The sequence below is a fragment of the Amycolatopsis sp. MJM2582 genome, assembly GCF_000754115.1.
Classification (GTDB): Bacteria; Actinomycetota; Actinomycetes; order Mycobacteriales; family Pseudonocardiaceae; genus Amycolatopsis; species Amycolatopsis japonica.
The window spans coordinates 259,095-278,702 of record NZ_JPLW01000005.1; the positions used below are offsets into that span (position 1 = coordinate 259,095).

Below are 19,608 nucleotides of genomic sequence, written 5' to 3' on the forward strand. Positions count from 1 at the left end.
TAGTCCTCTGGATGCGGTTTTCCCCTATCGCATTCAGAGGACTAAATGCGTGTCAGGCGACGTCGTCCCGCTTCGACAGGTCCCGGATCAGCGAAACGATCTCCCGGCTGACCGGCCGCAGCACCCGCAACCGCGAAAGCCCCACCAGCCGCGCGATCAGCGGCACCGTCCGTTCCACCAGGATCCGGCTGCGCTTCTGCCCGGCGGACCGGTCGTGGACCCAGAACAGCACGACCCCCATCTGGTACAGCCACAGCAGATCGGGCAGGTCGTCGCGCAGATCCGGGTCGAGTTTGACGTCGGAGTCGGCGATGACGTCGCGCATCAGGCCGACGGAGGCGTCCCGCGCCGGCGAAGACTCCTCGCTGAACGGGCTCAGCGGCGAGTCCGGGTCGGCGGCGTTGACGAAGAACTGGGTGCCGAAGCGGTGGTACGGCTCGGCGACGTCGAGCCAGGTGAGCAGGACCGTCTTGAGCCGGGCGCTGAAGTCCCGCTCACCTTCGATCGCCTGGCGCGCGGCCGTCAGGTGCGCCTTGGCGATCTCGTCGTAGAAACCCTGGATCAGCTGGTCTTTCGAGGCGAAGTAGTAGTAGGCGTTCCCGACCGACACGCCCGCTTCGGCGGCGATGGCCCGCATGGTCGTGCGGTCGTAGCCGTTCTCCGCGAACAGCCGCAACGCGGTCGCCACGATCAGTGACCTGGTTTCCTCACTCTTCGCCACCACTGCACGTTATCCGGTCAGGGCGCCGGGTGCGGAGCGGGCGCCGGGTAGCCGGGGTAGGGCGGCGGCACCGGCGCGGGCCGTTCGGTCGCGTAGCTGAGGTGCTTGCGCCGGATCCCGTTGAACACCAGCACGTTCCCGACGTGCATCACGCCGAGCACGAGCGCCACGGTGCCGACCTTGACCGACAGCATCTCGAAGACGTCGCGCGCGTCGAGGACGGTGTCGTCGCTGGTCAGGAACAGGGTCACGAAACCCAGGCTGACCAGGTAGAACCCGACGACGAGCAGCTGGTTCACCGAATGCGCCAGCGCTTGTTTGTCCTGGAAGACGTCTTCCAGGAACGTCTTGCCGTGCCTGCTCAGCGTGCGCGCGACCAGCACGGTCAACGGCACGGTGATGACCAGGTAGAGCGCGTAGGCCATGACTACGGGTTGCATGGGGACCTCCTTTTGAACGTGTTCAAGAAGAACCGTAGCCCAGATTTTGAACGTGTTCAAGAGACGCTGTTCACCTGAACCTCACCCCACCGGTCACGACGGATGCGTAAGGTCGCCTCGAACTCTGGGAGGTAAGGAACGTGAAACGCATCGCCGCCGTGCTCACCTCGGGCGCCTTGCTCGCCGGGACGCTGCTGGCCGCCACACCGGCGCAAGCCGCCGCCGGGCAGAACGTCCGCTTCGCGACGTACAACGCTTCGCTCAACCGCGGGGCCGCCGGTCAGCTCGTGACCGACCTGTCGCAGCCGGGCAACGCGCAGGCGAACGAGGTCGCCGAGGTGATCCAGCGCAACCGGCCCGACGTGCTGCTGATCAACGAATTCGACTACGTGCCCGGCAACCGCGCCGCGGACCTGTTCCGCGAGAACTATCTGATGCGCGGCCAGAACGGCGCCGCCCCGATCGACTACCCGTACGCCTTCACCGCGCCCTCGAACACCGGCGTCGCGACCGGCTTCGACCTCGACCGCGACGGCAAGGTCGGCGGCGGCAACGACGCGCACGGCTTCGGTCTCTTCGAGGGCCAGTACGGCATGCTCGTGCTGTCGAAGTACCCGATCGACACTCACAGCGTGCGGACGTTCCAGAAGTTCCTCTGGAAGGACATGCCGGGCGCGCTGCTGCCCGACGACCCGGCCACGCCCGCGCCGAACGACTGGTACTCGCCGCAGGCGCTCGACGTGCTGCGCCTGTCGTCGAAGTCCCATTGGGACGTTCCGATCCGGGTCGGCCGTTCGACCGTGCACTTCCTGGCCGCGCATCCGACGCCGCCCACCTTCGACGGTCCCGAAGACCGCAACGGCACCCGCAACAACGACGAGATCCGCTTCTGGGCGGACTACGTGACCCCGGGCAAGGGCCGCTACATCCACGACGATCGCGGCCGCCGCGGCGGGCTGGGCGCGCACGAGAAGTTCGTGATCGCCGGCGACCACAACTCCGACCCGCTCGACGGCGACAGCGTCCCAGGCGCCATCTCACGCCTGCTGAACGCGCCGCGCGTCATCGAGACCCGGCCGGGGAGCGAAGGCGGCGTACGGGCGGCTCAGGACCAGGCGGGCGCCAACATCGGCCAGAAGGGCGACCCGTACTTCGACACCGGCGACTTCAACGACAAGGCGCCGGGGAACCTGCGGATCGACTACGTCCTGCCGTCGAAGGGCCTGTTCCCTTGGCGTGCCGAGGTCTTCTGGCCGCTGCCCGAGTCACCGCTGGCCCGGCTCAACGACGCCTCGGACCACCACCTGGTGCGCGTCGACGTGTTCGTCCCGCGCCGGTAGGGCTCAGCGGGCGCCGAGCAGCGCCGCGCCCGGGCCGGTCAAGGTGGCCAGCCCGGTGCTCCGGCCGCTCACGGACAGGAGCAGGTCGACGAGCGGGCCCCGGACTTCCTCGGGGCCCGTTCCGCCGGTCCAGTCGGCGTCCGTGGCGATCAGCCGGAGACCCTTGCAGCGTTTCTTCGCACCCCAGAACGGGCTGACGAGCAGGTGCTCCAGCGCCGCGATGGCGGGCTTCTCCGGCATCGGCCGCGCGATACCGAGCGGCCGGGCGACGTCCTGGCCGTGGATGAGCACGTCGGCGAGCGGGTCGATCGGTTTGGCGCCGGGCGAGCGGCGGGCCGATCCGGCGTCCTCGCGGATCTGGGCGACGAGTTCGGCGGGGGAGAACCGGGCGGCGTAGGCGATGGCCTGGCCGGTGTTCATCCGGTCCCAGTTCCCCTTGGCCTTCACGATGCCGGCGAGGGTGTCCTTGAGCCGGTTCCTCGTCGTCTGCGCCAGGTGGCCCGCCATCGCGTGGACCGTCCACTCCGGACACAACGTCTTCGCGGACCAGTCCTCGTCGTCGAGCCCCTCCAGCAGATCGGCGAAGCTCAGCCGCTCCGCTTCGGTCCAGGCCAGGATCCCGCCCTCGTGCATCCGTTCCTCCGGTCACCGTTGTCCGAGCGCCTTGACCGCCTCTTCGGAGGTCTCCATGACGATCGTGTGGTAGCTCTCGATCCGCGAGACGATCGCCTCGCGCGGGCCCGTCAGCCAGGCCTCACTGCCATAGAACTCGCGTTCCTGCCGTTCGTGTTCTTCGAGAGAGCCGAATGCGCGGATCAGGTAGGCCTCTTCGTGTCCGTCCTCGGCGACCAGCGATCGTCCGAAGTCGACGACCCGCAGCCCCGCGCGCTCCAGCAGGGGCACGGACTCTTCGCGCATCACGCGGAGGAATTCCTCGCTCGTCCCGGGCTGCAGCCGGTAGGTGCGGACTTCCAGGATCATGGTGGCCTCCCCAGGCATGGTTTCGGCGCCGACTCTAGCCTGGGGAGCATGAAGATCGCGATTCTCGACGACTACCAGGAAGTGGCGCTCGGTTTCGGGGACTGGGACTCCCTCGGCGCCGAGATCGAGGTGTTCACGAAGCCGTTCGCGGATCCCGCCGACGTGGTGGGCCGTCTGCGTGACTTCGAGGTCGTGGTGGCGATGCGCGAACGCACCCGCTTCCCCGTCGAAGTCCTCGACCGGCTGCCCGCGCTCAGGCTGCTGGTGAGCACCGGCCACCGCAACGCCGCGATCGACGTGGCCGCCGCCCGGCGCAACGGCGTGGTCGTCTCGTCCACCGGGTACATCGCGGCCCCCGCGGCGGAGCACACCTGGGCGCTGATCCTCGCCGCCGCGCGGAACGTGCCGGTGGAGTCGCGGAACATGCGTGAGGGCGGCTGGCAGACCACGGTCGGCACGATCCTGTCCGGCAAGACGCTCGGGCTGCTCGGGCTCGGCAGGCTCGGCGCCGGCGCGGCCAAGATCGGCCAGGCGTTCGGCATGGAGACCATCGCGTGGAGCCAGAACCTCACCCAGGAGAAGGCCGACCCGCACGGGGTGACCGCGGTGTCGAAGGACGAACTGTTCGCCCGCGCGGACGTCCTGTCGGTCCATCTGGTGCTCAGCGGCCGCAGCCGCGGGCTGGTCGGCGCGGCCGAACTCGCCGCGATGAAGCCGACGGCGATGCTGGTCAACACCTCGCGCGGACCGATCGTGGACGAGGCCGCACTGGTGGACGCCTTGCGCCGCAAGGAGATCGCGGTCGCCGCACTGGACGTCTACGACGTGGAGCCGTTGCCGTCGGAGCATCCGCTGCGGACGCTGGACAACGTCGTGCTCACCCCGCACATCGGCTACGTCACCCGGGAGGCCTACGAGATCTTCTACCGCGACGCGGTCGAGGACATCGCGGCCTTCCAGGCGGGTTCGCCGATCCGTGTCATGGAGTAGAGCCGCGCAGCTCCGCCAGTACGGCGTCGGTGTAGGGCGGCCAGACCTCGGCCGCCCACGGGCCGAAGGCGCGGTCGGTGAGGGCGACGCAGGCAGCACCGGCGTCGGGGTCGACCCAGAGGAAGGTGCCGGACTGCCCGAAGTGGCCGAAGGTCCGCGGCGAGCTCGACGCGCCGGTCCAATGTGGACTCTTGTGGTCGCGGATCTCGAAGCCGAGGCCCCAGTCGTTCGGCTTCTGGTGGCCGAAACCGGGCAGGACACCGGAAAGGCCGGGGAAGACCACGGAAGTCGCCTCGTGCACCGTTTCGGCGGCGATGAGCTTCGGGGCCTGCAGTTCGGCGGCGAACGCGACCAGGTCGTCCACAGTGGACTCCGCGCCCGAAGCGGGGGAGCCGGTCAGCTTGGTCGCCTTCATGCCCAGCGGCTGGAAGAGCGCCTCCGCCTGATAGTCGGCGAAGGGGATGCCGGAATGCTCGGTGAGCGCGTCGGCGAGCTGTTCGAAGCCGGCGTTGGAGTACAGGCGCCGGTTGCCGGGCGCGGCCATCGCCTTGTGCTCGTTGAAGGCCAGGCCCGAGGTGTGCGCGAGCAGATGCCGGATCGTGGAGCCCTCCGGCCCGGCGGGGGTGTCGAGTTCGACGACGCCCTCTTCGATGGCGATCAGCGCGGCGTAGGCCGTGAGCGGTTTGGTCACCGACGCCAGCCGGTACACCTTCGTCGGGTCGCCGTGCGTGCCCAGCACGTCACCGGCGGCGGTCACCACGGCCGTGGCGGCGTTGTCCACCGGCCACTGTTCGATCCTGCGCACGCTTTCCATGCCAACACCCTACGAAGCCCGGGCCGGTCGGGGCGGCCCGGGCTTCGCAGGGAGCGGGATCAGGCGTCGAGGTCGGTCGCCACCAGCTCGGCGATGGCGTCGACGGCCGCCTCGGCCCCCTCACCCTCGGCACTGATGATGACCTCGTCGCCGTAACCGGCGGCGAGCGTCATCAGGTTCAGCACGCTGCCGGCCGCGACCGGGTCACCGCCCGCCTTGGCGATGTGCACCGCGACGGGCTGCGCCGCGGCCGCCTTGGCGACCGTCGCCGCGGGCCTGGCGTGCAGGCCCACCTTGCTGGCCACGGTGACGCGTTTCTCCGGCATGTTCTTTCCCTTTCGTGCCTTTGGTTCTGCTGAGCTAAAACTACTTGACGGGCTTCGCCGCGGTGGCTTCGAGATCCGCCTCGATGGCGTCGTCCTCGCGGCCGGGGGTCCGCAGGTTCCACTTCTTGATCACGAACCGGAAGATCACGTAGTAGACGACCGCGTAGGCGAGACCGATCGGGATGAGCAGCCAGACGTTGCCGCTCGCCGCCGGGAGACCGCTGTTGAGCGCGAAGTCGATCGCACCGGCCGAGAAACCGAAGCCGAGGTGGATGTCGAGCGCGTTCACCAGTGCCAGCGACGTACCGGTCAGGACCGCGTGGATCAGGTACAGCGGCCACGCGACGAACATGAACGAGAACTCGATCGGCTCGGTGATACCGGTCAGGAACGAGGTCAGCGCACCGGCGATCATCACACCGCCGACGATCTTCTTCTGGCTGGGCTTGGCGCTCTGCCAGATCGCCAGCGCCGCGGCGGGGATGGCGAACATGAAGATCGGGAAGAACCCGGTCATGAAGGTGCCGCGGGTCGGGTCGCCCTCGAAGAACTTCGTGAGGTCACCGCCGTCGAAGATGAACCACACCGGCACGTTCAGCAGCTGGTGCAGACCGACCGGGATCAGCAGGCGGTTGAGCACACCGTAGATACCGCCACCGACCACCGGGGCGCCGGTGACCGCTTCACCCGCGGCCTGGATGCCGTCGTTGACCCAGTGGAAGACCAGGCCCAGCGGCACCGCGAGGACCATCAGGGTCACCGCGGTGATGATCGGCACGAACCGGCGGCCGCCGAAGAAGGCCAGGTACGGCGGCAGCTTGATGCGGTAGAACTTCTGCCACAGCAGGGCGGTGACCAGGCCGACGATCACACCGGCCAGCACGCTGTAGGGCCACTTCATCGGGTTGAGCATCAGGCCCGCGGGCTTCTCGGGGTTCCAGCCGGGCAGCTCGGAGAACGGCGCGAAGACCTGGAGGACGCTGGTGAACACGAAGAAGCCGACCACGGCGGCCAGCCCGGTCGCGCCGTCGCTCTTCCGGGCGAAGCCGACGGCGATACCCACCGCGAACAGGAGCGGCAGCCAGCTGAACAGCGAGTTGCCCGCCGCGCCGAGCACTTCGGCGACCTTGTCCCAGCCGAGGCCGTCCTTGCCGAGCAGGTCGGGTTGGCCGAACCTGTTGAGGAGCGCGGCGGCGGGCAGGGCGGCGATGGGGAGCATGAGGCTACGGCCGAAGCGCTGAAGCCCGGCCAGTCCCTTGCCTTTGCCCTTCGCCCCCTCCGCGGTGGTGGAGCTCATCGGGTACCTCCGTAGTGAGGATGGTGACCGGAATCCGGGGTGTTCCGGTCCAGCTGCATGGTGACCTGGTAGTGATCGCCCCGGTACCAGGAAGTCATGTCTTCGATCGGTTCCCCGTTGACGCTGGAGACCCGGCGGAAGACAAGAAGCGGACTGCCGGCGCGCATGCCGAGCAGGCGTGCCGTTTCGCGGTCCGCGGATTCGGCCCAGACCGTCTGCCACGCGTGATCCGGGCGCAGGTCGTACGACTGGGCGAGTTGGACGTACAACGATCGGGTGAGATCGAGGTCGAGCAGACCGGGCATCCGGCCCGCGTGATACCAGCCGCGTTCGACCGCCAGCGGCACCCCGTCGGCACGGCGGAGCCGGACCAGGTGGTGCGCCGGGGTCCCGGCGGCCAGGCCGAGGGCGTGCGCCGAGGGGGCGGGCGGGACCTCGGTGGCGGTCTTGACGACCTCCGTGGTCGGCGTCATCCCGCGACGGCGCATGTCCTCGGTGAAGGACATCAGGTAGAGCTGCAGTTCCATCCGCCTCGCGGCGGTGAACGTCCCCTTGCCGCGCACCCGCGACAAGAGCCCTTCTTCGACCAGCTTGCCGATCGCCGAGCGGACCGTGAGCCTCGACACCTGGTAGGTCTCGGCGAGGTCACGTTCCGAGGGGATCGGCGAGCCGGGGGGTAGCTCACGCTCCACCGTGCGGCGCAGAATCTCCCGCAGCTGGGCGTGCTTGGGCGTCGGTCCGTTGATCACACGGTCGGACGGCGGCAGCTGCGCCGAAGCGCTCATGACGGTCACCGTCCTTTCGGGCCGGTCTGTTCGGGGAACCCGTACTCGCATCTGGTCCGGAAGATTGGTACGTTCCGGTCTAGACCAATGATCCGATGGGGCAGGATGCTCCGTCGCACGAGCGGGTGTCAACCACCGTTACGCGTTCGTGGCCAGGGATCGGGTGCGAGTCGGCGAACGGCGTAGTACAGCTGGTTCGCATGTGGGAAACCGACAGGGAACAGGGAGACCGCGATGGCGGATGACAGGGCGGAAAAGATCCTCGCGGGCCTCGGCGGTGCCGAGAACGTCATCGAGGTCGAGGGGTGTATCACCCGGCTCCGTTGTGAGCTCGAAGACATAAGCCTGCTCGACGAGGCGGCGCTGAAGGCCGCCGGCGCGATGGGCGTCGTGCGCATGGGCGCCGGTGTCCAGGTCATCGTGGGCCCCGAGGCCGACAACATCGCCAGTGAGATCGAGGATCTGCTGTGAGTCTCGAGATCCTCAGCCCGGTGAGCGGCAAGACGACCGCTATGACCGAAGTGCCCGACCCGGTCTTCGCGCAGGCGATGGTCGGCCCCGGCATCGCGGTCCTGCCCTCGGGCGGGCGCCAGGACGCGGTCGCCCCGGTGGACGGGACGGTCGTCACACTGCACCCGCACGCGTTCGTGGTGGCCACCGAGGACGGTCGCGGCGTGCTGGTCCACCTGGGGATCGACACGGTGAAGCAGAAGGGCGAGGGGTTCACCCTCCACGTCGTCAAGGGCGAGGCCGTCCGTGCCGGGCAGCCGGTCGTCGGCTGGGACCCCGACGCGGTCAAGGCCGCGGGCTACTCGCCGATCGTGCCCGTGGTGGCGCTCGACGCGAAGGCGGAGGTCCTTTCCGGACTGCTCACCGGCGGCGACGTCGAGGCGGGCGACCCGATTTTCACCTGGGACAGCTGAAAGCTCGCGAAAGGGTCCCTTTAGGACGGTGAGAACGTCCTAAAGGGACCCTTTTCGTGTTTCTAGGCGGTGACGACCTGGCCGTTGGTGACCTTGACCGCGATCGAGGGCAGCGGCTGGTCCGCCGGTCCCTTTTTGACCGCGCCGGTCGCGGCGTCGAAGATCGAGTTGTGGCAGGGACATTTCAGCTCCGCGCCCTCGGGGACGACCGCGCACCCCTGATGGGTGCAGATCGCGCTGAACGCGGCCGCCGTGCCTTCGGCGGTCCTGGTGATGATGACGTCCTTGCCGTCGGCCGTCTTGGCGGCCTTCGCCTGGCCGACCTGGAGGTCGGAGAGCGCGGTCAGGGTCTCGCCCGGCGCCGCGGCGGGCGGCGCGGCGGTCGAACCGGACGGTTTGCTGTCGCTTCCGCAGGCCGTGAGGGCCACGGCCCCGGCGGCGGCACCGGCGACGGCGGCGCCGGTGGTCAGGACCTTGCGGCGGGAGTGGAGTTCGGCAGTCATGCCCATACACACGGTCCGGGCACCCATCCGGTTCAATTTCGCCGGCCATCGGGTGCCGGTTTGAACCGCGAGGCCCTCTTTTCCGTGTTCAAGGGCATAGGGGAACCGAACACGCGGGAAAGAGATACGGACATGATCCGGTGGCTGTTGCGGGCGGTGGTGGCGGCGGGCCTCCTCGGCTCGGCATGGGTGCATTACGTCGTATGGCAGGACTGGGCCTCGGAAACGGACGTGGTCGGCCCGCTCTTCCTGGTGAACGTCGTGGCGGGTGTGGTCATCGCGATCGCCGTCCTGGTCTGGCACCACTGGCTTCCCGCGCTCGCGGCGATCGGCTTCGGCCTGGCCACGCTGGGCGCGTACGTGCTCTCGCTGACCACAGGATTCTTCGGCGTCTCGGAACGCTTCACCACCCAGGCCGAGCTCTGGGGCCTGATCACCGAAGTGGCTTGTGTGGTCTTCGCCCTCCCGCTGCTCCTCAGCCGCGAAAGCACGGATCGGTGAAGGAATTCGCGGAGGACCGGCTGATGCGGGCTCTGCACGACGAGCACGCGGCGGCACTCTGGTCCTACGCGCTGCACCTCACCAGCGGCGACCGGGTCCGCGCGGAGGACGTCGTCCAGGAGACCCTGCTGCGGGCCTGGCGCAACGCCAAGGTGCTCGACCAGACCGAGGGCTCGGCGCGGGGCTGGCTGTTCACCGTGGCGAGACGGATCGCCATCGACGACTGGCGGGCCGCCGAGGCGCATCCGGAGGTGGTGACCGGTCAACCGCCCGAAACGGCGGTCACGGACGGCACGGAACGGGCGGTCCAGGGCTGGCTGGTCGCCGAAGCGCTCGGTGAGCTCTCGCCGAGGCATCGGGACGTCCTGGTCCTGTGCTATTTCCAGGGTTACTCCGTCGCCGACGCTGCGAAGCGGCTGGGTGTGGCCGAAGGGACGATCAAGTCGCGGACGCATTACGCGTTGCGGGCGCTGCGGCTGATATTGGAGGAAAGAGGGGTGACTCAATGACCGACCCCTTCGCCACCTACGACGCGGCCTACGTGCTCGGTGCGTTGTCCCCGGAAGACCGGTTCGCCTACGAGAAACACCTTCGCGTCTGTGACCGGTGCGCGGCGTCCGTGCGCGACCTGGCCGGGATCCCCGGACTGCTCGCCCAGGCGGGCGCTCCGGCCCTGCTGGAGGACGAACCGGCGCCCTCGCCGGATCTCCTGCCGGCCGTGCTCAAACGGGTCCGCCGGGGAAGGCGGATCCAACGGGCGATCACCACCACCGCGGCGGGGTTGGCCGTGGCCGCCGGCGTCGCGCTCGTCGTCGTCCTGACCGGGCCGATGGCGGCGGCGGGCGACCCGATGACCCCGCTCGGCGACTACCCGGTGACCGCCGAAGTCGCCATGTCCGCCACGGACACCGGCACGAAGGTCGACATGACGTGCAGCTACGGCGGCAACCGCACCGGGGACTACATCCTGGTCGCCGTCGGCGCCGACGGCGGCACCAGCGAACTCGCGTCCTGGCGCGCGATGCCCCAGGACACCGCGCATATCGTGGTCGGCACCGCGATGCGGACCGGGGACATCAAAGCGCTTGAGATCCGCACGCCGTCGGGTCTCCCGCTGCTGCGGATGAACCCCTGATCCCGGTGTCATGACAGGTCTTCGGGGCCAGGCGCGGGGTGGATTGGGTCCAGTTGGTCGTGAGTGGCGTTTCGGGTTCTAACCCGAAACGCCACTCACGACCAACCCGGCAACCATCTCGCCGCGCCCCTGCGTGAACGGTCCGTTCACGACTTCCGCACCCTCGCCCCACCTGCCGAAAGTGCGTGAAAGTCCCTGTCACGAAAAGAAAATCTTGCCGCCCGTGCATCACCGGACGCACTCTGGATCTCGTGTTCACGCCGATCGCCTTCGCGGTGGCGGGCGCCGGATCGGCGCTCGCCACGCGCTCCTGCCTGCGCCGGGCCGGAGCGCCGATCACGGCGTGGGCCCCCGCCCTCACCGCGGTGGCGCTCGTCGCGGTCTGCCTCAGGTACCAGTCGGGAGCCTGGCCCTCGTGGTGGCTCGCGGTCCCGGCCGTGCTGACCGTCTTCGCGGTCCCGCTCGCGCTCGCCGACCTCAAGTACCGCCGCCTGCCCGACATCCTCACCCTGCCCGCGTACCCGGCGCTGGCCGTCACGCTGGCGATCGCCGCGTACGGGGGAGGGGCCGCCATCGCGTGGCGGGCGGTGCTGGGCGCGCTGGTCTTCGGCGGGGCGCACGCGCTCGTGCACGCGGTGTCGCCGCGCTCGCTCGGCGCGGGGGACGTGAAGCTCGCCGGGAGTCTCGGCGCGGTCCTCGCCGCGACGGGCTGGCCGTCGATCGTGCTCGGCGCGGTCGCCGCCGCGTTACTGAGCGTGGCGCTCGCGGTGGGCGGGCCCCGGCATCCCACGGTGCCGCACGGGCCCGGTCTCCTGGTCGCGGCGTGGGCGCTCGCCGTCTTCGCCGGACCGGGTCCTGGATAGCCCGGCCTGTACCGGGACTTCAGAGGAGGTTGTGACAGGATCTGTCAGGTGTTGCGCTGGATAACCGCAGGGGAATCGCACGGACCCGCCCTCGCCGCCATCCTGGAAGGGATGCCCGCCGGGGTCGAGGTCACCACCGCCGAAGTGGGCGAGCAGCTCGCGCGCCGGAGGCTCGGCTTCGGCCGCAGCCCCCGGATGGGCTTCGAGACCGACCACATCGAGTTCACCGGCGGTGTCCGGCACGGGCTCACCCAGGGTGGCCCCGTCGCGGTCCAGATCGAGAACGCCGAGTGGCCCAAGTGGGAGAAGGTCATGTCGGCCGATCCCGTGCCCGCCGAGGAGCTGGAAGGCCTCGCCCGCAACGAGCCGCTGACGCGTCCCCGGCCCGGCCACGCCGACCTGCCCGGTATGCAGAAGTACGGCTTCCCCGAGGCCCGTCCGGTGCTGGAGCGCGCGAGCGCCCGCGAGACGGCGTCCCGCACGGCGCTCGGCACGGTGGCCCGCGCCTACCTGAAGCAGCTGCTCGGGGTCGAGATCCTCAGCCACGTCGTGTCCATCGGCGGCGCCTCGGCGCCCGAGGGGCCGCTGCCGGTGCCGTCGGACCTGCCCGCCATCGACGAGAGCCCGGTCCGCGCCTTCGGCCAGGAGGGGACCGACGCGATGGTCGCCGAGGTCGACGCCGTGCGGAAGGCGGGTGACACCGTCGGCGGCGTGATCGAGGTGATCGCCTACGGTCTGCCGCCGGGCCTCGGCTCGCACGTCCACTGGGACCGCAGGCTCGACGCCCGGCTCGCCGGCGCGCTCATGGGCGTCCAGGCGATGAAGGGCGTGGAGGTCGGCGACGGCTTCACCACGGCCAAGCGCTGGGGCAGCCAGGCACACGACGAGATCGACCGCGGCACCGGACCGGTCGGGGTGACCCGCCGGTCCAACCGCGCGGGCGGGCTCGAAGGCGGCATCACCAACGGCGAGCCGCTGCGTGTGCGGGTCGCCATGAAGCCGATCTCGACCGTCCCCAAAGCACTGTCCACTGTGGATGTCACCACCGGCGAACCCGCGGTGGCCATCCACCAGCGTTCCGACGTCTGCGCGGTACCCCGCGCCGGGGTCGTGCTGGAGTCGGTGGTCGCGCTCGTGCTCGCGGACGCCGCGCTGGAGAAGTTCGGCGGCGACTCGCTGATCGAGGGCAAGCGCAACGTCGAGGCGTACCTGAAGGCGCTCGAGGAGCGCTGGTGACCCCTCGCGCGGTGATCATCGGGCCGCCGGGCTCGGGCAAGAGCACGGTCGGCCCGGCGCTCGCCGCCCGGCTCGGTCTCGCCTTCCGCGACAGCGACGACGACATCGTCGCGAGCGCGGGCAAGCCCATCACCGACATCTTCGCCGAGGAGGGCGAGCCCGCCTTCCGCGCGCTGGAGGAGGAGATGGTCGCGAAGGCGCTGGCCGAACACGAAGGCGTCCTCTCCCTGGGCGGGGGCGCGCCGATCACGCCGGGCACCCGCGAACGGCTGGCCGGGCACACCGTGATCTTCCTGAACGTCGGGATGGCCGCGGGTGTCCAGCGCGCCGGGCTCTCGACCGCGCGCCCGCTGCTGGCCGGGGTGAACCCCCGCGCCACCTACAAGGCGCTCCTCGACGCGCGCCTGCCGGTGTACCGCGAGGTGGCCACGTTCGAGATCGAGACCGACCAGCTGACCGCCGACGAGGTCGTCGAGGCCGCCCTCATCGGGCTGACCGAGATCAGCAAGGAACGAGCATGAAACGCACCATCGCCGGCGTCCTGCTCGGCGTCGTGGCCTTGACCCTGACCGCGTGCGGCGAGGAGAAGCAGCCTCCCGGCGCGGACGTCGTCCAGACCGGCGCGGCCACCAGCCCCGCGCCGGAGGCGGATGTCGCCGCCGACGTCAAGGTCACCAAATGCGATAGCAACAGCTACACCCCGAAGATCACCATCGAGGTCGCCAACAGCACCGGTGAGGACGCGCGGTACGCCGTCACCATCGCGATCAAGGACGCCGAGGGCAAGGCCGCCGGCGAGGCGCTGTTCGCGAAGAACCGGATGACACCCGGCCAGAAGGTGACCGAAGAGATCCCGGGGGACACCCCGGTCAAGGGCAAGATCACCTGCGAGGTCGCGAGGGCCAAGCGGCTTCCGCCGAAGTGAGGGGAACGATGACCGAGCCGGTCCGCATCACCGTCAACACCGCCAAGCCCTACGACGTCGTCATCGGCCGCGGCCTGCTCGGCGAGCTCACCGAGCAGCTCACCGACGCCTCCAAGGTCGCGCTGATCCACCCGCCGACGCTGACGACCACCGCCGAGGCCATCCGCGACGAACTGGCCGAGGCCGGGATCGACGCGCACCGGGTCGAGATCCCCGACGCCGAGGACGGCAAGGCGCTCACCGTCGCCAGCTTCTGCTGGGAGGTCCTCGGCCGCATCGGTCTCGACCGCCAGGGCGTGGTCGTCGGGCTCGGCGGCGGCGCCGTGACCGACCTGGCCGGATTCGTCGCCGCCACCTGGATGCGCGGCGTCCGGCTGGTCAACGTGCCCACCACGCTGCTGGGCATGGTCGACGCCGCCCTCGGCGGGAAGACCGGCATCAACACCGAGGCGGGCAAGAACCTGGTCGGCGTCTTCCACGAGCCGAGCGCGGTCCTCGTCGACCTCGCGACGCTGGAAACGTTGCCTCCCAACGAACTTGTCGCCGGAATGGCCGAGGTGGTCAAGGCCGGGTTCATCGCCGACCCGCGGATCGTCGAACTCGTCGAGCAGGATCCCGCCGCGGCGCTGGACACCACCGGCGAGGTGCTCGGCGAGCTGGTCCGCCGCTCGATCCAGGTCAAGGCCGACGTCGTCGCCGCGGATCTGCGCGAATCGGATCTGCGCGAGATCCTCAACTACGGTCACACGCTCGCCCACGCCATCGAACGCCGTGAGCGGTACCGGTGGCGTCACGGCGCGGCGGTCAGTGTCGGCCTGGTGTTCGCCGCCGAGCTCGCGAGGCTGGCCGGCCGTCTCGACGACGCCACCGCCGAGCGGCACGCGAAGGTGCTCAAGCTGCTGGGTCTGCCGACCACTTACGACCCCGACGCGCTCCCGCAGCTGCTGGAGACGATGAAGGGCGACAAGAAGACCCGCTCGGGTGTGCTGCGTTTCGTCGTCCTCGACGGGCTCGCGAAGCCCGGCAGGCTGGAAGGCCCGGATCCGTCCCTGCTCGCCGCGGCGTACTCGGTGGTGGCGGGCGACGCGCCCAAACCCGGCGGGAGCGTGCTGCTGTGAAGGTGCTCGTGCTCAACGGCCCCAACCTCGGCAGGCTCGGGCTGCGCGAGCCCGGCATCTATGGTTCGGCGACGCACGCGGATCTGGCCGCCACCTGCGTCGAAACCGGCAAGGAGCTGGGGATCGACGTCGAGGTCCGGCAGACCGACCACGAGGGCGAGATGGTCGGCTGGCTGCACGAAGCCGCCGACGCGGGCTGGCCGGTGGTGCTCAACGCCGCCGCGTGGACGCACTACTCGATCGCCGTCCGCGACGCCGCCGCCCAGCTCAAGGCGCCGCTGATCGAACTGCACATCTCCAACGTGCACAAACGCGAGCAGTTCCGGCACCACAGCGTGCTGTCGGATATCGCCACCGCCGTGATCGCCGGGCTCGGGGTCGATGGATACCCCCTGGCCCTGCGCTGGATGGCCGCGAACGCGGCGTGAACAACCCTCCCGAGCTCAAGACCACGAGGCTGCGGCTGCGCGCGCTGACCGAAGCCGACACCGGCGCGATCGTCGGGCTTTTCGCCGACCCGGCGATGAGCGCGCATTTCGCTGTGCCGCTCACCGAACCGGACCACGTCCGTGAAATGGTCGGCCGCAGGCTGTCCTACGACGGCCCGGCGGGCATGGGGCACTGGGTGATCGAACGCGACGGCGAGGTGATCGGCCTCGCGCACCTGCGGCCGTCGCAAGAGCTTCCCGGCGACGTTCCGGAGCTGGGGTACTACCTGGCGCGGGCGCACGGCGGGCAAGGTCTGGCGACCGAGGCCGCCAAGGCGCTGCTGGAGCACGGACTCGTCGGGCTCGGCCTGTCGTCGGTGTGGGCGCTGGTCGGCGAGTCCAATGTGGCCAGTCAGAATCTGGTGCGGCGCTTGGGTTTCCTCGATGTCGGCGGCGGCGACCACTACGGCAGCGGGCCGCATCGCGTCTTCGTCGCGCTGCCTTCGGACCACGGCCGCGCGCACCACATCGAGCTGTGGGTGCCCGATCTCGGCCGCGCGGAGGAGAGCTGGGGCTGGCTGCTGGGCGAACTCGGCTGGCGGGAGTTCCAGCGCTGGCCCGCCGGAGTCAGCTGGAAGCACGGCGCGACCTACCTCGTCGTCGAGCGTTCTCCGGCGCTCAGCGGGGAAGAACACGACCGCACCGCGCCTGGCCTGAACCATCTCGCCCTGCACGTCGAGTCACGCGAGCGGGTGGACGAACTGGCTTCGAAGGCCGTCGAACACGGCTGGTCGCCCCTGTTCGCGGACCGCTATCCGAATGCGGGCGGTGACCATCACTACGCCGCCTACCTCGAAAACGCCGACGGCTTCGAAGTGGAATTGGTCGCCCTCCCGGGTACTGACGTCACCCGGCCGGGTTAAGCCTCGCTACACTCGGCCATCATGCGCCTTTTTCGAGGGGGTCGGCGACCCGCCCGTGCCGTGGTGGCCGTCTTCGCGGCGGGCGCGGTCCTCGTGGCGTGCAGCGACGGGAACGTGCAGTCCCAGGCCGACGGCAAGGGCGGCGGGATCGGCGGAGCCCAGCAGGCGCCCCAGGAGAAGCCGCGGCCGATGGACGTCGAGCTCGCGACGAGCGATCCACGGGCCAGTGGCGGCGTGGTCGCCGCGGGAGATCAGGACGCGGTCTACAACTACAGCCCGACCGTGATGCGGGACGGCGGCAAACTCAAGATGTGGTGGTGCAGCCAGTACGGCAGCGCCCAGCCGCCCGGTGACGACGTCCTCTACGCGCAGTCGCCCTCGCTCGACGGTCCCTTCACCGGCCCGTCCGGCGGTGGTCCGGCGGCGGTGTTCTCCGGCGCGCCCGGCGGTTTCGACGGGATGCACACCTGCGACCCGTCGGTGATCAAGGTCGGCTCGACCTACTACATGTATTACACCGGCGCCGCGGGCGATCACGCCCTCGGCAACTCGATCGGCCTCGCGACCAGCCCCGACGGGCTCACCTGGACGCGTGCCGCGGGCGGGCAGCCGATCATCGGACCGGCGCACGACGTCCACCGTGCCAACGTCTACGGCGCGGGCCAGCCCTCGGCGGTGTACCTCGACGGCTGGTTCTACGTGCTCTTCACCGACACCACGGCCAAGGCCGCCGGGTGGAACGGCGCCGGGCAGTTCCTGCTCCGCGCCAAGGACGCGGCGTTCACCCGGGGCGTGGAGACGCTGGGGGAGCAGGGCTTCGTCGCCAAGCCCACGACGATCTCGCCGCGTACCCGCTCGCTGGTCGACGGATTCAGCACCGACCTCATGTGGGTCGGCGCGCTCGACGCCTTCGTGATCGCGCACGAGACCGACGCCGGCACCACGCTCACCTTCTGGACCAGGGACTTCACCGCGCAGCCGTACCGGCCGGCGCTCATCCCCGGCGCCTGGAAGGAAGGCCCCGGCCTGGTCCGGCGGCCCGACGGGCACGCGCCGCTCACGTCGGGCGACGTCTGCGACCGGGTGCCCTTCGACGTCGTCCGCGCCACGATCGTCGGCGGCGCGGGGGCGCCGACCGACCTCAAACATTTCGGCCTGGACGTCCGCGGCTCGCGGGCATGCGACGGCGAGGCCCGGATCCGGACCTCGTTCGAAGGCGTCGCGATGCCGTCGCCGCAGCGGACCATCGACCTGGTCGCCGACGGCAAGCTGGTGCGGGTCGACCGGCGCTCAGTGGCGGCGGCGCTCGCGGGCGAGGTGCTGGACCAGCGGCTCAAGGTCGTCGACAAGTTCCCGCAGGCCGCGCGGCTGAGCGCCGGGGCGAAGACGGTGCACGCACCCGGTCGCGGATTCGGCGTGGTGCTCGACGGCAAGCTGTACGCGGTGCCGGACGCGGGGACTGCGGCGCTGAACGACTCGACCGTCGAGGAGATCGGCGATCAGGCCTGGGACGGCTTCCCGGCCGGTTTCTCGCTCGCGGGCTGATCCTCGTCGTCGCCGGTCTTGGTGATGCGGCCCCCGACGAACAGGCCGATCCCGGCCGGGATGAGCACCAGTAGGGCCGAGAAGGCGGCGCCGCCGGTGAGCGCGCCGCCGAGTTCCGAAGCGCCGGTCTGGTCGACGAACACCGCGCGGCCGATCACGTACAGCACGCCCGAGACCGGGCCGGCGATGAGCGCCGCGATGAACCAGTTCTTGCCGCGTTCGGGTTTGCCCTGCCAGGCGTCGACGGCGCCCCAGCCCGCCGCCGCGCCGACCAGGACGGCGAGGGCGAGGGAGGTGACGAGGGTCTTGTCGGTGGGGTTGAAGACCTCGTACTTGGCCAGCACGGTGACGGCCGCGCCGTGTAGCAGCGCCATCACGAGTCCACGAGTCAGCCACGGTGCCATTGGAGAAGCTTAACTCGCCAGTAGCGACCCATGCGCCCACGTGCCGGTGGTGGTCGGTCGCCCGGTCCGTGAAGGCCTCCTTGCCTACCCTGAAGGTAGTGAAGGAGGCCTTCACGGAATCGGTGACCGCCACATCCACCCCAGGTACACCAGTAGGCACGATGGAAGCGCGTGAAGGCCCCCTTCCCTCGGCTCAGCCGCGTGAAGGAGGCCTTCACGGACCACCGCGCCCCACAGTGAACGCAAGCAGTAGGCGAAACGCGTGCCACCGGCGGATCACCCCCTAAACTCCATGACGTGCGTGAATACTTCTCTCGCCGCCGCGCGGCGCTGCGTTCCCTGCTGGCCGACTCCGGAGTGGACGCGCTGCTGGTCACGGACCTGCTCAACATCAGGTACCTGACCGGCTTCACCGGGTCCAACGCCGCTCTCCTCGTCCACGGGAGCGGCGACGACAAGACGATCTTCTGCACCGACGGCCGCTACCAGGTCCAGTCGGCGACGGAGGTGCCCGATCTCGAGCGGGTGCTGGACCGCGCGAGCGCGGCGAAGCTGGCCGATCTGGCGGCCGAGAAGAAGCTCGGCAAGACCGGTTTCGAGAGCCAGCACGTGAGCGTCGAGCAGCACGAGGACCTCAAGGTCCGCTTCGACCGGGTCGAGCTGGTCCGGACGCCCGGGCTCGTCGAGCAGCTGCGGCTGGTCAAGGACGAGCAGGAGATCGAGGCGCTGCGCCAGGCGTGCGCGGCGGCCGACCGGGCGCTGGAGGATCTGGTGTCCGCCGGCGGGCTCCGCCCGGGCCGCACCGAGCTCGACGTCGCCCGCGACCTCGAGAATCGCATGCTCGGCCACGGGTCGACCGGGCCTTCGTTCGACACCATCGTCGCGGCGGGCGCGAACTCCGCGATCCCGCACCACCGGCCCACCTCGGCCGTGCTCGCGACCGGCGACTTCGTCAAGATCGACTTCGGGGCCACGGTCGACGGCTACCACTCCGACATGACGCGCACGTTCGTCCTCGGCAAGCCCGCGGCGTGGCAGGAGGAGATCTACGAGCTGGTCCAGCGCGCGCAGGCGGCGGGCTGCGACGCCGTACTGCCCGGCGCCGAAGTGTCCGAAGTGGACAAAGCGGCCCGTGGCGTGATCGTCGACGCGGGGCGCGGCGAGGAGTTCGGCCACGGCCTCGGTCACGGCGTCGGACTGCAGGTGCACGAGGCGCCCAGCCTGGCCACCACGGGCGTCGGTACACTGTCCGCCGGTATGGCCGTCACCGTCGAGCCTGGTGTGTATCTGCCCGGACGCGGAGGCGTGCGCATCGAGGACACGCTGGTCGTGCGGGAAGGTACGCCCGAACTCCTCACGCTGAGCACCAAGGAACTCGTGGTCGTCTGACGACGGCCCGGAAGATCGACA

Annotated in this window: 25 protein-coding genes and 1 pseudogene; 16 read left to right on the forward strand and 10 right to left on the reverse strand. The window is 70.0% G+C overall.

All coding sequences use genetic code 11. From position 1 onward, the window contains the following. Nucleotides 1-52: 52 nt before the first annotated feature. Nucleotides 53-721, reverse strand: coding sequence for a TetR/AcrR family transcriptional regulator (locus tag ED92_RS29045; RefSeq protein WP_037344521.1), 669 nt, complete (start codon nucleotides 719-721; stop codon nucleotides 53-55). A gap of 17 nt (nucleotides 722-738) precedes the next feature. Beyond that, nucleotides 739-1,161 (reverse strand): hypothetical protein, encoded by a 423-nt coding sequence (locus ED92_RS29050; protein ID WP_037343907.1) that lies wholly within the window; start codon nucleotides 1,159-1,161, stop codon nucleotides 739-741. A 140-nt stretch (nucleotides 1,162-1,301) separates the two neighbouring features. Here ED92_RS29050 and ED92_RS29055 point away from each other — a divergent pair, with 140 nt between their 5' ends. Continuing rightward, nucleotides 1,302-2,501, forward strand: a complete 1,200-nt coding sequence (locus ED92_RS29055) for an endonuclease/exonuclease/phosphatase family protein (protein WP_037343910.1) — start codon at nucleotides 1,302-1,304, stop codon at nucleotides 2,499-2,501. A 3-nt stretch (nucleotides 2,502-2,504) separates the two neighbouring features. Here ED92_RS29055 and ED92_RS29060 read toward each other — a convergent pair whose 3' ends face one another. Together ED92_RS29060 and ED92_RS29065 are read right to left on the reverse strand one after the other, a co-directional pair. Then, on the reverse strand, nucleotides 2,505-3,134 hold the full coding sequence (locus ED92_RS29060; protein WP_037343913.1) for a maleylpyruvate isomerase family mycothiol-dependent enzyme: 630 nt from the start codon (nucleotides 3,132-3,134) through the stop codon (nucleotides 2,505-2,507). A gap of 12 nt (nucleotides 3,135-3,146) precedes the next feature. Continuing rightward, a complete protein-coding gene (locus tag ED92_RS29065; RefSeq protein ID WP_037343915.1) occupies nucleotides 3,147-3,482 on the reverse strand; it encodes an NIPSNAP family protein in 336 nt (111 codons plus the stop codon). A 48-nt stretch (nucleotides 3,483-3,530) separates the two neighbouring features. On the opposite strand from ED92_RS29065, the gene ED92_RS29070 reads away from it, so the two are divergent. Beyond that, nucleotides 3,531-4,472, forward strand: coding sequence for a D-2-hydroxyacid dehydrogenase family protein (locus ED92_RS29070; RefSeq protein WP_037343917.1), 942 nt, complete (start codon nucleotides 3,531-3,533; stop codon nucleotides 4,470-4,472). Here the strand turns inward: ED92_RS29070 and ED92_RS29075 are convergent. Genes ED92_RS29075 through ED92_RS29090 form a run of 4 tightly spaced genes read right to left on the reverse strand, consistent with a single transcriptional unit; the run spans nucleotide 4,462 to nucleotide 7,694 of the window. Further along, complete coding sequence (locus ED92_RS29075) at nucleotides 4,462-5,286, reverse strand: serine hydrolase (RefSeq protein WP_037343919.1); 825 nt, start codon at nucleotides 5,284-5,286, stop codon at nucleotides 4,462-4,464. The two genes, ED92_RS29070 and ED92_RS29075, sit on opposite strands and share 11 nt — an antisense overlap. A gap of 59 nt (nucleotides 5,287-5,345) precedes the next feature. After that, the gene (locus ED92_RS29080) at nucleotides 5,346-5,612 is read right to left on the reverse strand and encodes an HPr family phosphocarrier protein (RefSeq protein ID WP_007031200.1); all 267 of its coding nucleotides are present in this window, start codon (nucleotides 5,610-5,612) and stop codon (nucleotides 5,346-5,348) included. A gap of 40 nt (nucleotides 5,613-5,652) precedes the next feature. Next, nucleotides 5,653-6,909 carry a PTS transporter subunit EIIC gene (locus ED92_RS29085; protein WP_037343920.1) on the reverse strand — a complete coding sequence of 419 codons (1,257 nt, stop codon included), beginning with the start codon at nucleotides 6,907-6,909 and terminating at the stop codon, nucleotides 5,653-5,655. Continuing rightward, on the reverse strand, nucleotides 6,906-7,694 hold the full coding sequence (locus ED92_RS29090; RefSeq protein ID WP_037344522.1) for a GntR family transcriptional regulator: 789 nt from the start codon (nucleotides 7,692-7,694) through the stop codon (nucleotides 6,906-6,908). The genes ED92_RS29085 and ED92_RS29090 overlap by 4 nt, the downstream gene beginning before the upstream one ends. Nucleotides 7,695-7,919: 225 nt before the next feature. On the opposite strand from ED92_RS29090, the pseudogene ED92_RS29095 reads away from it, so the two are divergent. Next, a pseudogene (locus ED92_RS29095) lies at nucleotides 7,920-8,165 on the forward strand (glucose PTS transporter subunit EIIB); the annotation flags it as partial. Continuing rightward, the gene (locus tag ED92_RS29100; RefSeq protein ID WP_016333082.1) at nucleotides 8,162-8,617 is read left to right on the forward strand and encodes a PTS glucose transporter subunit IIA; all 456 of its coding nucleotides are present in this window, start codon (nucleotides 8,162-8,164) and stop codon (nucleotides 8,615-8,617) included. The pseudogene ED92_RS29095 and the gene ED92_RS29100, both read left to right, overlap by 4 nt. A gap of 62 nt (nucleotides 8,618-8,679) precedes the next feature. Here ED92_RS29100 and ED92_RS29105 read toward each other — a convergent pair whose 3' ends face one another. Then, a complete protein-coding gene (locus tag ED92_RS29105) occupies nucleotides 8,680-9,120 on the reverse strand; it encodes a ubiquinol-cytochrome c reductase iron-sulfur subunit (RefSeq protein ID WP_037344523.1) in 441 nt (146 codons plus the stop codon). A gap of 132 nt (nucleotides 9,121-9,252) precedes the next feature. Here ED92_RS29105 and ED92_RS29110 point away from each other — a divergent pair, with 132 nt between their 5' ends. The 11 genes from ED92_RS29110 (at nucleotide 9,253) to ED92_RS29160 (ending at nucleotide 17,794) form a co-directional block, all read left to right on the forward strand. Further along, complete coding sequence (locus ED92_RS29110) at nucleotides 9,253-9,621, forward strand: hypothetical protein (RefSeq protein ID WP_037343924.1); 369 nt, start codon at nucleotides 9,253-9,255, stop codon at nucleotides 9,619-9,621. Further along, the gene (locus ED92_RS29115; RefSeq protein ID WP_073846967.1) at nucleotides 9,618-10,130 is read left to right on the forward strand and encodes a sigma-70 family RNA polymerase sigma factor; all 513 of its coding nucleotides are present in this window, start codon (nucleotides 9,618-9,620) and stop codon (nucleotides 10,128-10,130) included. The genes ED92_RS29110 and ED92_RS29115 overlap by 4 nt, the downstream gene beginning before the upstream one ends. After that, the gene (locus tag ED92_RS29120; RefSeq protein ID WP_037343925.1) at nucleotides 10,127-10,756 is read left to right on the forward strand and encodes an anti-sigma factor; all 630 of its coding nucleotides are present in this window, start codon (nucleotides 10,127-10,129) and stop codon (nucleotides 10,754-10,756) included. Before ED92_RS29115 ends, ED92_RS29120 begins: the two co-directional genes overlap by 4 nt. 251 nt (nucleotides 10,757-11,007) lie before the next feature. Beyond that, nucleotides 11,008-11,619 carry an A24 family peptidase gene (locus tag ED92_RS29125; protein ID WP_037343927.1) on the forward strand — a complete coding sequence of 204 codons (612 nt, stop codon included), beginning with the start codon at nucleotides 11,008-11,010 and terminating at the stop codon, nucleotides 11,617-11,619. Nucleotides 11,620-11,667: 48 nt separating this feature from the next. Beyond that, nucleotides 11,668-12,855: a chorismate synthase gene (gene aroC / locus ED92_RS29130; protein ID WP_037343929.1), complete on the forward strand. Its 1,188-nt coding sequence runs from the start codon at nucleotides 11,668-11,670 to the stop codon at nucleotides 12,853-12,855. Continuing rightward, nucleotides 12,852-13,376, forward strand: a complete 525-nt coding sequence (locus tag ED92_RS29135) for a shikimate kinase (protein ID WP_081975945.1) — start codon at nucleotides 12,852-12,854, stop codon at nucleotides 13,374-13,376. The genes aroC and ED92_RS29135 overlap by 4 nt, the downstream gene beginning before the upstream one ends. After that, on the forward strand, nucleotides 13,373-13,780 hold the full coding sequence (locus ED92_RS29140; protein WP_037343931.1) for a hypothetical protein: 408 nt from the start codon (nucleotides 13,373-13,375) through the stop codon (nucleotides 13,778-13,780). Before ED92_RS29135 ends, ED92_RS29140 begins: the two co-directional genes overlap by 4 nt. Before the next feature lie 8 nt (nucleotides 13,781-13,788). After that, a complete protein-coding gene (gene aroB, locus ED92_RS29145) occupies nucleotides 13,789-14,898 on the forward strand; it encodes a 3-dehydroquinate synthase (protein WP_037343933.1) in 1,110 nt (369 codons plus the stop codon). Beyond that, nucleotides 14,895-15,326, forward strand: coding sequence for a type II 3-dehydroquinate dehydratase (gene aroQ / locus ED92_RS29150; protein ID WP_037343934.1), 432 nt, complete (start codon nucleotides 14,895-14,897; stop codon nucleotides 15,324-15,326). Before aroB ends, aroQ begins: the two co-directional genes overlap by 4 nt. Further along, the gene (locus ED92_RS29155; protein WP_037343936.1) at nucleotides 15,323-16,249 is read left to right on the forward strand and encodes a GNAT family N-acetyltransferase; all 927 of its coding nucleotides are present in this window, start codon (nucleotides 15,323-15,325) and stop codon (nucleotides 16,247-16,249) included. The genes aroQ and ED92_RS29155 overlap by 4 nt, the downstream gene beginning before the upstream one ends. 60 nt (nucleotides 16,250-16,309) lie before the next feature. After that, nucleotides 16,310-17,794 (forward strand): beta-xylosidase, encoded by a 1,485-nt coding sequence (locus ED92_RS29160; protein ID WP_037343938.1) that lies wholly within the window; start codon nucleotides 16,310-16,312, stop codon nucleotides 17,792-17,794. Here the strand turns inward: ED92_RS29160 and ED92_RS29165 are convergent. Beyond that, entirely contained in the window at nucleotides 17,749-18,168 is a 420-nt protein-coding gene (locus ED92_RS29165; RefSeq protein ID WP_037343941.1) for a B-4DMT family transporter, read from the reverse strand. The genes ED92_RS29160 and ED92_RS29165 overlap by 46 nt on opposite strands. Nucleotides 18,169-18,495: 327 nt before the next feature. Here ED92_RS29165 and ED92_RS29170 point away from each other — a divergent pair, with 327 nt between their 5' ends. After that, nucleotides 18,496-19,587 carry a Xaa-Pro peptidase family protein gene (locus ED92_RS29170; RefSeq protein ID WP_037343944.1) on the forward strand — a complete coding sequence of 364 codons (1,092 nt, stop codon included), beginning with the start codon at nucleotides 18,496-18,498 and terminating at the stop codon, nucleotides 19,585-19,587. Nucleotides 19,588-19,608 lie beyond the last annotated feature (21 nt).